The sequence below is a fragment of the Methylocystis sp. SB2 genome, assembly GCF_049817085.1.
Classification (GTDB): domain Bacteria; phylum Pseudomonadota; class Alphaproteobacteria; order Rhizobiales; family Beijerinckiaceae; genus Methylocystis; species Methylocystis rosea.
On the sequence record NZ_CP187401.1, the window covers coordinates 448,782 to 461,027 of the forward strand.

General features: G+C 59.0%; 12 protein-coding genes. 1 reads left to right on the forward strand and 11 read right to left on the reverse strand.

The window, feature by feature from the left end; all coding sequences use genetic code 11:
• Window positions 1–17: 17 nt before the first annotated feature.
• The 7 genes from ACPS74_RS02330 to ACPS74_RS02360 form a co-directional block, all read right to left on the reverse strand.
• A complete protein-coding gene (locus ACPS74_RS02330; protein WP_036242067.1) occupies window positions 18–671 on the reverse strand; it encodes a hypothetical protein in 654 nt (217 codons plus the stop codon).
• A gap of 348 nt (window positions 672–1,019) precedes the next feature.
• Window positions 1,020–2,156 carry an NAD(P)/FAD-dependent oxidoreductase gene (locus ACPS74_RS02335; RefSeq protein ID WP_051381827.1) on the reverse strand — a complete coding sequence of 379 codons (1,137 nt, stop codon included), beginning with the start codon at window positions 2,154–2,156 and terminating at the stop codon, window positions 1,020–1,022.
• A 132-nt stretch (window positions 2,157–2,288) separates the two neighbouring features.
• On the reverse strand, window positions 2,289–2,942 hold the full coding sequence (locus ACPS74_RS02340; RefSeq protein ID WP_239754470.1) for a class I SAM-dependent methyltransferase: 654 nt from the start codon (window positions 2,940–2,942) through the stop codon (window positions 2,289–2,291).
• Between the two features lie 172 nt (window positions 2,943–3,114).
• Window positions 3,115–4,233: an HlyD family secretion protein gene (locus tag ACPS74_RS02345; protein WP_029651503.1), complete on the reverse strand. Its 1,119-nt coding sequence runs from the start codon at window positions 4,231–4,233 to the stop codon at window positions 3,115–3,117.
• Entirely contained in the window at window positions 4,233–4,967 is a 735-nt protein-coding gene (locus tag ACPS74_RS02350) for an ABC transporter ATP-binding protein (RefSeq protein WP_036242063.1), read from the reverse strand. The genes ACPS74_RS02345 and ACPS74_RS02350 overlap by 1 nt, the downstream gene beginning before the upstream one ends.
• On the reverse strand, window positions 4,964–6,172 hold the full coding sequence (locus ACPS74_RS02355) for an ABC transporter permease (protein ID WP_051381826.1): 1,209 nt from the start codon (window positions 6,170–6,172) through the stop codon (window positions 4,964–4,966). The genes ACPS74_RS02350 and ACPS74_RS02355 overlap by 4 nt, the downstream gene beginning before the upstream one ends.
• 145 nt (window positions 6,173–6,317) lie before the next feature.
• Window positions 6,318–6,842, reverse strand: coding sequence for a hypothetical protein (locus ACPS74_RS02360; protein WP_029651500.1), 525 nt, complete (start codon window positions 6,840–6,842; stop codon window positions 6,318–6,320).
• A gap of 33 nt (window positions 6,843–6,875) precedes the next feature.
• On the opposite strand from ACPS74_RS02360, the gene ACPS74_RS02365 reads away from it, so the two are divergent.
• Window positions 6,876–7,016, forward strand: coding sequence for a hypothetical protein (locus tag ACPS74_RS02365; protein ID WP_157055284.1), 141 nt, complete (start codon window positions 6,876–6,878; stop codon window positions 7,014–7,016).
• Between the two features lie 15 nt (window positions 7,017–7,031).
• On the opposite strand, the gene ACPS74_RS02370 is transcribed toward ACPS74_RS02365, so the two are convergent.
• The 4 genes from ACPS74_RS02370 to ACPS74_RS02385 form a co-directional block, all read right to left on the reverse strand.
• The gene (locus ACPS74_RS02370; protein WP_083481400.1) at window positions 7,032–8,246 is read right to left on the reverse strand and encodes a glycosyltransferase; all 1,215 of its coding nucleotides are present in this window, start codon (window positions 8,244–8,246) and stop codon (window positions 7,032–7,034) included.
• A gap of 64 nt (window positions 8,247–8,310) precedes the next feature.
• Entirely contained in the window at window positions 8,311–9,114 is an 804-nt protein-coding gene (locus ACPS74_RS02375; RefSeq protein ID WP_029651498.1) for an FkbM family methyltransferase, read from the reverse strand.
• A gap of 37 nt (window positions 9,115–9,151) precedes the next feature.
• Window positions 9,152–11,032, reverse strand: coding sequence for a 4'-phosphopantetheinyl transferase superfamily protein (locus ACPS74_RS02380; RefSeq protein WP_029651497.1), 1,881 nt, complete (start codon window positions 11,030–11,032; stop codon window positions 9,152–9,154).
• Window positions 11,029–12,237 (reverse strand): 3-oxoacyl-[acyl-carrier-protein] synthase III C-terminal domain-containing protein, encoded by a 1,209-nt coding sequence (locus ACPS74_RS02385; RefSeq protein ID WP_018408219.1) that lies wholly within the window; start codon window positions 12,235–12,237, stop codon window positions 11,029–11,031. Before ACPS74_RS02385 ends, ACPS74_RS02380 begins: the two co-directional genes overlap by 4 nt.
• Between the last annotated feature and the right edge of the window lie 9 nt (window positions 12,238–12,246).

A 12,246-nucleotide genomic window follows, 5' to 3' on the forward strand; every position in this document is an offset into this window, starting at 1 on the left:
CCGAGGAACCCCTGAACCTACAAGCGAGGTTTGACGCCCGACTGTTTTTCGGGATCCTCGGCCGAGGCCTCGTTCTGCCGGACAACTTCGCTGTCCATCAAGCTCACGTTGAATCGCGTGGCGTCGGGCTCGTTGATCCAGACTTTCAAATCGTAGCTAGGACCAGATTGCCAGGACCATCCTTGACAGTCGCGCTCAGCTTTGGGCTTTGGATGGTATTTCGAATATTTCTCGCCCACTTTGAATTCTTCGATGATGAAATCGAGAAGCTCCGGACAGGTCATCTGTGAAAGGAACACGCCGTTCAGCTTGTAGACCTTGCCGGTCCGCGGGGTGAGCGCATAGTTGACGATGGAGCCGTCTTCAAATCTGCAGGAGAACTGTTTCCCGTATTCAGATGACGATGCGAAGAACTCCTCGGCGCGCATGCCGCCATGAAACGAGACCTTTCCGAAGTTGTTGCATTGCGATCGCGCGAGTCTCGCCGCTTCATCCTTGGACATGCCGAGCGAAAAGCCCCGCAGATCGCGTTTGAGGGATTGAGCCTGGGCGTCCTGCACGCCAGAGAAGGTCAAAACAGACAGCAGAAGAACCATGAGTCGCGTCTGTCGGATGGAGCGGCTCGAGTTCATCTGGGTTCCCTGATCGATAATCCGGCTCGAGAGTATCATTATCGATCTCCTTGCTGAAACAAGCTGTCGATTCAAGGGAGACCAGGGAAAAAGTTGGGTCAGTCAAGCGCCGCGCCGAAAATGTAGTCGCTGGGCCCACTCACATTTCTCTCGCTGGGGCAGACCGCCGTAGCGTTCGAGAGTTCCGTTGTTGAAATGACGCGCCTAGCCCGAGACCATCGCATCTGGCACGTCTTGGCTCATACGTTTATTTGTACAAGTTGATACTTGATCTGTAAACGCCGTTAATGGCCCACTTTCAAACGCATGACGCGCGGCGAGTCTGATCGGCTGATTTGGAGATAGGGCTTATGTCTTTAGCGGCCATAAACATGGCCCGGTCAGGACTCAGTCGATACGCGGCATCGCCGCTTCGGGAACGCGCGTCGCGCGCGCGATTGCGCGCACGCCGCTCGGAAACTGCGAGGCGAGCCATATAAGAGCGTTCTGGCCAACCGAATGTCTGAAGAACATGCTGTTTAAGGGCTTTGAAACGCGCATTTGTTTTCTGACGATACTACTGAAGCGGCGATGAAACTCATGCGAGGTCCCGCCTTCGAGAAACATGTTGGCCGCCAGAACTGCGCTGCAGCTCGCCATGCCCATGCCGTCGCCGGTGAAAGAAGGGATCACCGCAATCTGATCGCCAAGCCGCCATAGTCCCGGCGGGTCCTCGGGGGAGGGATTATGCACAAAGCCATAAGGCACGCGGCTGATCGCAAGCGGGCGATCCAGCAAAGGCTCGGCGCCCTCCAAGTAAGCCGCTACGTAGTCCGACTCGCTGCTGAATTGCTGCAGAACGCCTTGCCAGGTTCCTCCCGCCTTCATGAAGCGGTCTTGGCTGAGCACAGGACAGAAATTGACGCAATCGTCTTCGACGAGCATTAGCCCGAGATAGCATTCCTTCAGGAGAATGAGCTCGACCACCGATCGCAGATGCTCAGTTTTTTTCCTGTTGAATCGGTAATACATTTTCAACGCGAGATAGTCGCTTTGGCGCCCAGGCGAAGCGCGTTTGACGCCACGCAAATCGTGCTTGCCACTCGCAAGAAAAATCGCGCGAGCTGGGGCGCTGTCTCCGGATCCGAAGGACACTTCGAAGCCGCCGTCATCCGATTGCTCGATGACCCGCGCCGTCTTGCCGCGAATGACGTTCACGCCGCAAGACGTTGCATGCTCGAGCAGAGCCTCGTCGAGGACTTTTCTTGATAGCGCCAGAGCCGGAAAAGGCAGCGGCTGGTCCACGCTGCGATTCCCTCGAACCAATCGGACACGGTTGATCGGTCGAGCGCCCAGATCCACTGGGTTTACGCCAAGAGATCGCAAATTCGCGCTGACTTCACGGCTCATGAACTCGCCGCAAATCTTATGATTCGCCGACGACGAGCGCTCATAGAGGTCGACGCGCCGACCCGCGCGGGATAAAGCAAGGGCCGCCGTAGCTCCCGCGACGCCGCCGCCGATGATCACGCTTGCTTCCGTCACGATACGACTCCTCATTCACCTCTTCGCGAAGCACTTCCGGAGTGACTGGTTTGTCCTTTGGGGGCTCCTCCCGTCTGTTGAAGCGATTGTTGCGTCGAATGGCCCAGGCCAGCCGCTCGCGAGAGAGACGGCTTACGAAGGCGTGGCGCCTGAGGCGGAATTCGACTGCCGCGCCGCAAAGCAGTGCGTGAATGGCCTTGCGGGGCTTTCGTCGAGAACCCAGTCGTTCTGATTTGGCCACAGCTTCGATAGATCGCGGTTGTTGAAACCGGCGCGCACGCTCGTCTTCGCATCCCATTGCGTGATGTCGTTGCAGCCGATGACCCAGACCAGGCTGCTCGCCATGAGCGAAAAATGATCGCGACGGGGTTCGCATGCGACGAACAGCGTCGTGCGCGCCGCCGCCAATTCAAGCAAGCGGGCGAGGTCTGGGTTTTCAAAATGATGCAGAAACAGATTTGCTGAGATGATGTCCGTCGTCGCGGCGTCATGCGAAAGGTAATCGAAGACGTCTGCGACGACGCTCTCCACCCGCCATCCGATCGCTTCAAAGGCTTGGCGCGTCTCGTCCGATAGAATGTCCTGTTGGTCGAGCAGGCGCACCGTCACGCCTTGCCACTTCGGCGCCAGGCGATTTGCGACGCCGAGCATCAATGCCCCGTCGCCGGAGCCGAGATCGAGAATGGTTTTCGGCGTCCTGTCGAAATGGCGGGAAAGCATCGTCGCCATAATCTTGGTCTGCAACATCCAGCTGTTGACGCGCTGCAGGTCGCGGCGCGACTGCATGGCTCGGGGATCGTCGCATGGAAGAGAATCCAAAAGTTCAGGATATACTGCGCGAGCGAGCTTAGCCATTTTGGCGCTCTCCTTCTGATAGCCCCTGTTAGGATAATTCCGGCGCCCGCCTGGGCGTTATTTAGAATTAGCCAATCAATTCGCGCGACTTCCTCGCGCTCCGTCAGTCGCGCGCTATGGCGAATCGCCCCGCGGATTTTTGCGCCTTCATGGGTTGGAGCCAACCTGTCTGCGCCGAGAGCGGGTGGACCAAAAAATAAGCGTCAACGCGCAGCCCGACGGGCAATTTCACGCCGGGGTCGAGATCTATAAGCACCTGCAGCGCCTTGGCGTCGACGCGATCGGTCGGGCGACCTGTCTGAACCACCTTGGAGCCCATCCGCGACGACACGCGGAAAACTCTTCCGCCGAATTTCTGATTTGGGAACGCGTCCGCAGTGACCTCGACGCGCTGCCCGGCGACGATTTTCCCGACGTCGGTCTCATCGACGTCCGCGCGCACGCGCAGACCGCGAACATTGCCGACGATGGCGATCGGCGTCGGCGGCACGTGCGTCACGGCTTCGCCGGCGACGCGAGAGCGACGCAGGATCGTGCCCGCGATCGGCGACCGCACCAGCGTCTTTTCCAAAAGCGCTTCCGACAGAGCCACATCCGCCTCCGCGAGCCGCACTCGCGCGCGCGCCGCCGCGAGATCTTCAGCGCGCGGCGGAGCCTCGAGCATCGCGAGCCTTTCCGCGATCGCGGCGCGCCGCGCCTTGTTGACGTTCCAGTGGGACGTGGCCTGATCAAGCGCCGCTTGGGGCGAAACGCCGCTCTTAGTGAGCGGCAGACGTCGCTCATGTTCGCGTCGCGCCAAATCGAGCGCCGCGTCTGCCTCCATCAGAGCATCCTTCGCCTCTCGGCGCTCCTCGGCGCGCGCGCCATTGGTGAGGCGCTCAAGTTCGGCCTGCCGCAGCGCAAGCGCGGCGCGCGCGGACTCCAATCGAGCAACCTGCTCGGTATTGTCGAGCGCCGCGATGATCTGACCGGCCGCCACCTCATCGTTCTCCTCGACCCGCATCTCGCGGATGACGCCTGTCGCTTGCGCGGAGATTTCTCGCTCCTCGCCTTCAGGCTCCACCATTCCCGGCGCGGCGGCGACATGCTGCGCAAGACTGGCGAGCGACGTTGTGGCGCGAGCGGTTGACTGCGTACTCTCAATTGACTGAAAGAGAAAGAGGCCCAGCGCGGCCAGGCCGAGGAAAGTCAGAATTGCGACGACGCGTGACGACATTTTCATCACAAGGCTCCCATTGCGTGTAGGGGAGATGGAGATGGAGCGCGCGGCGTCGCCAAACGCTCGGCGATTTGTCCATCTTCGAGATGTATCACCCGATCCCCGAATTGAAGGATGCGCGGATCATGGGTGACGATGACCACCGCTCGCTCCTGCTGATGCGCAAGCATCTGCAAAAGCTCAATGGCGCGAAGTCCGCTTTCTGCGTCCAGCGCGGCAGTCGGTTCGTCGGCCATCACGATCTTGGGATCGCCGGCCAGAGCGCGCGCGATCGCGACGCGCTGTCTCTGGCCGCTACTCAACTGAGAGGGAAAGGAATCGAGTCGGTGACCTAAGCCCACCGATTTCAGGAGCTCGCGCGCGCGCTCCCGAGCAATCTCCCGCGACACTCCGAGAAGATCGAGCATCACCATCACGTTTTCCGTGGCGGTCAGCACGGGGAACAGATTGTAGGCTTGAAAAATGAAGCCAAAATATTTCAGCCGCAGCGCTGCGAGCTCCTCTTCGCCGAGCGCCTGCGTGCTTTTTCCATAAAGCGTCACGACTCCGCTCGAAGGGCTGAGCAGCCGACCCAGAATATGGAGCAGCGTCGTCTTACCGCTGCCCGACGGTCCCACAAGCATCAGCAACTCGCCGGCGTAAACCTCAACGTCGATGTCCCGCAGCACGGTGACCGGCGTCGGTCCGGTGTCGAAGGAATGACTGACGCCAGAGGCGCTGATGACGGCGCGTTTCATCTGAACACCTTCACTGGATCAATTGATGTGATCTTGCTGATCGACACCAGCGAGGCGCCGACGCACATCAGCACGGTGACGGCGCCGATGCCAACAGCAAGCCAAGCTGGAAAAAGCGGCGGCGAACTCATGTTCCGGCCGAGATATACAAGCACCGCCACAGCGCCGATCCCGACGACGCTTCCGATCAGACCGCCGATCACCGCCTGTTCAATGACGATCTTGTAGAGATACCATCGCGGCCCGCCCATAGCACGAATGACCGCGTATTCGGGAAGACGATCCATGGTGCTAGCGTAGAGCGTTTGGGCGACGATCACGACGCCAACAAAAAGCGCAAGCAGCGAAGAGCAGATGATCGAAATGCCCGCGCCCGTGGTCAGAAGCCAGTATTTCTGGCTATTGGCCGCAAATTCGCGCGAAGTCATTACGTCGACGTCTGGCATTCGGGTGGACAGTCTCTCGATCACCTTAGCCGGATCCTGACCGGGGGCGAGCCGGATCAACACGTAAGTGATGAGATTGTCTGTTCGACCCAGCAGCGATCGCGCGTTACGCAGCGAGGTGAAGACATAGGGCGATTGCGTGAATGTTCTTATCCCGTCCGTAAAGCCGACGACCCGCGCCCGGCGATCATTAATTTCAACGAGTTGATTGAGGCCGGTGACGCCAAGCTTTTCGGCGTAGAGTCGATCGATGATAATCCCGTCGGGGCTGGATAGCGCCTCTCGGAAGCTTTGCCCGGCTGGCAAAGTCAGCGGTAACCCCATCTCGGCGCCCGGTTCGACGCCAATGAGGATGACAATCTGCCGTATCCCGTCGGCGCGCTTCCAAAAGCCGAAATGCAAAAGATAAGGCTCGGCGACGGCGACGCCTTCCACCGCCAGCGACTGGAATCTGCGTCTGCCGTCGATAGGCGTTGCAAGATCGACGCTGGGAACGCCATGCGCGGCGACCCAAAGATCCGCGCCGGCATGGTCCACGACGGTCGACGTCGTGTGAAGAAAATTAAGGAGCATGCCCAACTGAATGCCGACGAGGATTGTCGAGAAGGCGATTCCGACGAGCGTCACGGCGAAACGGACGCGATCGTGGACGAGGTTTCGCCAAGCGATGAGAAGCGTCAGACTCGGACGCGTCCATGCAACGCCGCTGCGTCCGCCAAATTGTCTCGTGGCGAGGCCAATTTCTTTTCCTAGCGACATTTCGAAAGGCTCCCGCAGCTTTCTAGCTCTTCAAGCTCACCTTGCCGGTGACTGCGCACAGCGCCAGGCGACATATTCTCTCCGCTCGCAACCTCGAATTGCGCAGCCGACGGACTGCGTCCTGGCGCCTCAATCATGCCTGAACCTACCGCGGCCGGCTTGCCGCTTCTCTGATCTCTAAGACTTCAGCGGCGTCCTTCGTCAGCCGTATGGCGTCACGATTGACTTGGATCTTTCTTCGCCTGAAGCCGAATCTCCACGATGGCGCCATTGACGCCAATCTTGTCCATGTCGACATAGCTTGGTGATCCGTACGATCGTCCCAGGCGTCCTCGATCGAGCGCATGATGAAGCGTCCGATAAACTCCATCTCGTCCGAGCGATGTCTGACTTCGCCGCTCGTCAAGCGCTCGATTTCACTGACGGCGTCGGATGGCGGCGCCACACTCAGTTCAGACGCCTTGCGCCGTGCAAGCTCGTTGATCAGCGTCTCGCCGGTCATTGAATAGAGAACATAGACAGGGCAATCGTCTATCGCCGAGTCGCACTCGCTACGATCGATCTCGAAGTAGCAATATCGACTTTCGTACCAGGAATGGCCCTCGCGCGGACAACTTTCGTCCTTGCGGACCCATTCGATTTTTAGATCTTGATCAGGAAGGAAATACATCGCAGTCCCTCCGCTAGAGGAGTAACAACATTCGTGCGAAACCGTTCCCTCGATTTCAGCAATTTCCGCTCCAAGCGCATCGTCTCATTGGATGACGCCACCAGACAATCGCTCACCGAGAACGAAAACATCAGTACGCTTGCTCTGCAGGCCGGACATCATGATTTCCTTTGACGCAACGCAGTCGCCCTAAATCGCGCGCGGATCGGGAAGATCGCGTTTCCAAATGACGGTCTGATTAGGGCCGAGCAGCTCATAGCCGATCCCGCGCCAAACGATGCGTCGAGAGAAGCACGATACGATCACGTTCCAGAGCGCCAGAGGCGCCACCAAAGGCATTACTCCAAGATAGGCCCATCGAAGGCGTCTCAGCTCGTCGCGATGCTGCGGCAGAATGCGCATCGCAAAGGTGGTCTGCAGCCAGCACTGTAAGACCATTGCAATCGCCATGCCGGGCAGCAGCAGACTGACGACGCCATCGGGAAGACCTTGTTGGGCGAAGGCTTTGTAGAGAAGCGACGCGACAAGCACAAAGAGAGCGCAGAAATACAACGTCAGCGCCACGATCTCGCGCCATGCGCGTGGCATATATACTCGCGTCAGGATGATCTGGCGGTTCGTGAATTCCAGAACGTCGCTCAAGCTCGCGTCGCCCCGCGAGGCGACGAGACAGCGGGGCACGAACTGAATGCGCCGCCCATGCGAACGGACCGCGGTCGTCACGCTGCCGTCGTCGCTCACCCCTCCCCGCCAGCGTTGCCGGATTTCCAAGTTTTCGAAATCAACGCGGCGCATCGCCATAGTCCCTCCCCAGGCGAAGCTCGACTCATCGCCAAACAAGAACAGCGATTGCGCGTTCCAGGCGCTCAACAGCAGAGACCCGAGGCCGCCGCCGGCCGGGAGATACCAGCGATAGCCGGTGGCGACGCCCACTTCGGGGTCCGCGAGTCCTGCGGCCAGATTGCTCAGCCAATCCGTTTGCGGCTGTGCGTCAGAATCACAAAAGGCGATGATCTCAATGTCGGGAAAGAACTCATCGAGAGCGTCGACCGCGGTGGTGAGATTGTGAACCTTTTGTCCGCAGGCCGCGGCGGGGCCAGCAGTGATCAATCGCGCCGGAGGCGAAGCGCCATCGATCAGGCCTTTGATCAACTTATGTGCCGGATCTTCCTCGCTCTCGGTCACAAACAGCAGCCCGTAGTTATTGTAGTCTTGGCGCAACAACCGCCGAACGGTTTCGACCAGAGCGCCATCTATCCCCTTACACGGCAAGATGACAGCTGCTTTAGGCTGCTCTGTTCGCAAGGACGGCGCGCGGCGGAAACACTTTGCGAAGCGTAGCATCGGCGCTAGCACTACGAGCAGCTGCAGCCCCAGGAAAGCGATAATCAGCGCGTAAAGCATATTCTGCTCCTCGGATTAGCATCAGCCAACCAGGCCTGAGCGGAAATCGACGCCACCATTCTCCTCACTTGGTCGCGTAAACGGTGTGCACGCGAAACTCCCTCATATGCGGATCCTGCTCATCGTCGATGCGCCGGAAGCCGGCGGCCTGAAGCAGGCTCCGCACCTTGTTCAATCGGCCTTCAACGTCGTGCACTTCGACGACGATCTTCTTGATCTTTCCCCAGTCGTCGGCTGTGACGCCTTGCAGGATGTCGAGTTCAGCCATTTCAGCATCGATCTTCACGAGATCGATGCGTGTGAGTTCATGGTCGCGAATTGCGTCTGAGAGCGACATCGCCTGACACGAAACGCGTCGGCCGCGTAACAGGACTTTGAGAAGAATGCGCAGTGCAATTTCCTGCGGCTTGGGCGGCAGTCGCTCTATCCATCGCAGAAATGGCGGGAACTGAGGCAGTATGTCTCGAAAGCCAAGACGAACCGACGCTGCGTTCGAATCATAGGGATAGGCTGTCGACATGGAGGTCAGCAGCGGATAGTGGGTGAATTCGATCGCGCCGCGCTCTCGTGAGAGGGCGTAGGGCAAGGTGACGAGGCTATCGAGCTTGTACTTCTTGGCGTTAGCCGTGAGGCACTTGAACAGGTCTGGAATCGGCTCAAAGGCGAGAATTTTTACGGCCCGTTTGCCCCAATTGCACGCGGTCAAGGTAAAGAGTCCAATGTTCGCGCCGACGTCGACGATGGTGTCTCCCTCCTCAATTTCGATCCCATGTTTGAAGTAGGGCGCGATCTGTCCAAAAATGATCGGGGCCTCCAAGGGATTCACACAGTACACCCGCTGTTCATTTGGAAGCATCGTCTGCAGCATGATCCCTCCTCGGCGAATGCCGCCAAATGGTTTCCGATTACGCGACTGACTGCTCCACGTCTGCGTAGGCGATAATGAATCCGTCATCTTCAATCGTCGAAATGCGCGCGCGCGCGTTTCTGTCCTTGTGCGAAAGGACGATCTGTCCGTCACCGGTCATTTCGGCAGCCTCCATCGCAAGCGGTTTACCCTCAAGACCGACGCCCAAGAGCTTGCCGACCGCCTCCTTCGCGCACCACAGCCGGGTCAACCAAGCGTCGCGTTCTTGGACGGGAAAACGAGCGATCATCTCGCGTTCCTTCGCTGAGGCGAAGGCTTCGACAACGCCGACGTCACGAGTGGCGATACGTTCTATATCGACGCCGATGTCATGTTCGTGAGCGACCGCGATCGCTCGTTCTTCGCAATGAGAAATGCTCACCGACGGCGCGGATCCCAACCCCGGCGCGGGCTCGACGAACGGTCGTCCGCGTTCGTCCGAAGAGATGGCGAACGCCGCCGGATGCGACATCTCCCCTTGCTGTCGCTTCGCCACCCATAGGCGGACCGCGTCCTTGGCCGCGACGCGGCCATAGAGCCACTGCCGTTGGCGCTGGGGAAAGCGTTCCAGTTCTTTGTAGGTCAGCATTTCGTCGGCGCTCAGACAATAGCGCGCGAGCAAGGCAGGATCGAATTGCTTCAGCTCAGCGCTAGAAAGCATCAGTGAAATGGCGCCATCGAAACGCGGCGCGGGCGCTGGCGTCGCTATCAAGTGTCTGTCGGGCTGTCGACGGAAATCCACCAGGCGCTTTTCCCAGCGAAACTTCCATGTCCGCCAGCCTGAAATTCGCATCCAAACGCCGCCTTCGCCATCCTGCACCTCGACGTCGGCGACGAGCGTCTTGCCTTCCGACTGCAAGATCTCAACGCGCACAGGCGCGCGCGTTCCGACGGGCGGGGTCGGACGATAAATTTCAAGCTTCGAGAGACCGATTGGAAAGACGTAGCGCTCCTGCTCCATCGCCCAAAGGCCGACGATTTGTCCCACCGCGTCGAGTAAGCAGGGGTCCGTCAGAAGTTGCGGAGAACGCGTCGATTTAAAAAGCTCTTCGGGAGACCGCACGCAAAGCTCGCCGATAATTCCTTCGTCTCCGAGAACGAACTCTCCAACGAGACATTGAAAGCTCGGTCCGTGAAACATGTGCCGCTCGGCATAGATTTCATCGGCTGTGAGCGAGTGAGCGCGCGCGTTGCTCAAATCGCTAAAGGTCGGCGACAATTCGACCAAGTAGCGATCTCCGAAAAGAACAGTCGCAGTGATCGCGGGAGAGCTTTTACCTTCGACGTAAATGGCGGCGGAAATGCTGAAGGCGCCGCGCTCCGCATCGTGACGAACGATCTGCGTCACAATGTTTAGCGCGACTTCGTCAACGTCCGCGAGATCAATCCAGGTCACCGAGCGTACGTCTTCAAATCCGAGCAGACCGCAGCCCGGCGCGAGACACGCCGCGGCCTCGGCCATGATTTCGAGGCTCATCGTCATCGGCACGACCGGCAAACAGGCCGACGTCGGCTTTATGCCAGGCGCATGAACGAAAGCGTGATCGGCGAGGTAGAGATCTTCGTTGACGCTGAGTTTGCGCTCGATCGTGATGCGCTCGCCGGGAACGTAATCGAGCACGGAACCGATGAACGGCATGCGCGGTTCGCTTGTATCCGCCTCTTGGATCTGATCAGAGCTTCCCGCGCCCGCTCTTGCCATCGGGCTGGGCCGCTCGGAAAGATGAGCCTCTTCTTCCGGCTGCTCGACGGCGAGCGCCAGCTCCTTCGCGTCCTGAACCTCGAACATGCGCGCGATGAGAGGCGCTCCACCCTCGCCCGTCGCTGGCCAGGATGAAGCGTCGCCGCCGTTGACTCTCTTAGCGCGCTCGAAGCTCATATCTTTTCCGCCACCAAGCCGGTGATCGTCAAACCCGGTCCAAAGGCGAGAGAGACGATGCGGACCCCCGCAGGAATCGAGGGCTCCTCCAAAATTTCCTTCAAGATGTGGGGGACAGTCGCCGAGGACATGTTGCCGTTCTCGGTAAACACCGAATTGCTGATCGCCACCTGATCGGGCTCAAGCCCGAGCGCCTCCTGAATATGTTCGACGATCTTCGGGCCGCCAGGATGAATGGCGAAAATCAGCCTGTGCTTGTCATGCTCGAAATCGACGCCGACGCGTTGCAGCAACTGCTCGACGAATGGGCGAACCGATTGCTTGATGACGACGGGCACCATGACGGAGAGCGTCATGTGGAAGCGCGTTGAACCAGGCACCCAGGTCATGTCGTCGGCCGAGTTCGGCAGCAGATGCTCGTTGAAGGCGAGGATCCTCAAGCCGCGAAGCCCTCGTTCCCGCAGGTAATCTTCCGTCACCATCGAATATTTGATGAAGCCGTCGGCAAACAGCGTCATCGTGATGATGTTCTCCGCCTTGAGCTCTTCGATGCCGCGGTGAACGGAGAGCACCTCGGTGTGCACGATGTCGACGCGATCCTTGGGCTTGGTCATGGCGAATTGCGACGACGAGAGAAAGCCGTGCGCCATCTTGATCGCCGGAAACGCGCCGTAGCAGCCCATGTGGTAACTATGCGTGACGGTGGTGTTGAACCATTCTTTGCCAGCCACCATCCGCTCCACGGGACTGGGCGCCAGATAGCCGGAACAGGTCACATGGATGAGATCGTCCGGCGCCTCCTCGGCGTCGCCGTACATCTCCTTGAGGCAGCCGTCGGCGACTTTTGCATAGCTCGAATGGCGCGTCTTGATGTCCTTCGCCTGGAGGTTCTCATAGTTGTCGAAGAGCTGCATATACTCGTGTTCGGGCTCTGCGACCGTGAACTCGCCATTGCTGAAGCTGATGTCGCTGAGACGCGGAAAGAACACCAATTGGCGCCGCTTGATCACTGACGGCGACAGGGCGAATTTTTCAAATTTCTGCCGCGTCTCGTGAATGATCGTTCCGAAGCTCTCCGCATCGGTGATCCCGTGACTGCGGCAATAGGACTTGGCGAATCCATAGGCTGAAAGTTCGAGAGTCAAAGCCTGCGGCACAGGCTCGATCATGCGGACGGGAACAAAGTTAGTCAGGCAAAACGACATCGCCTACTC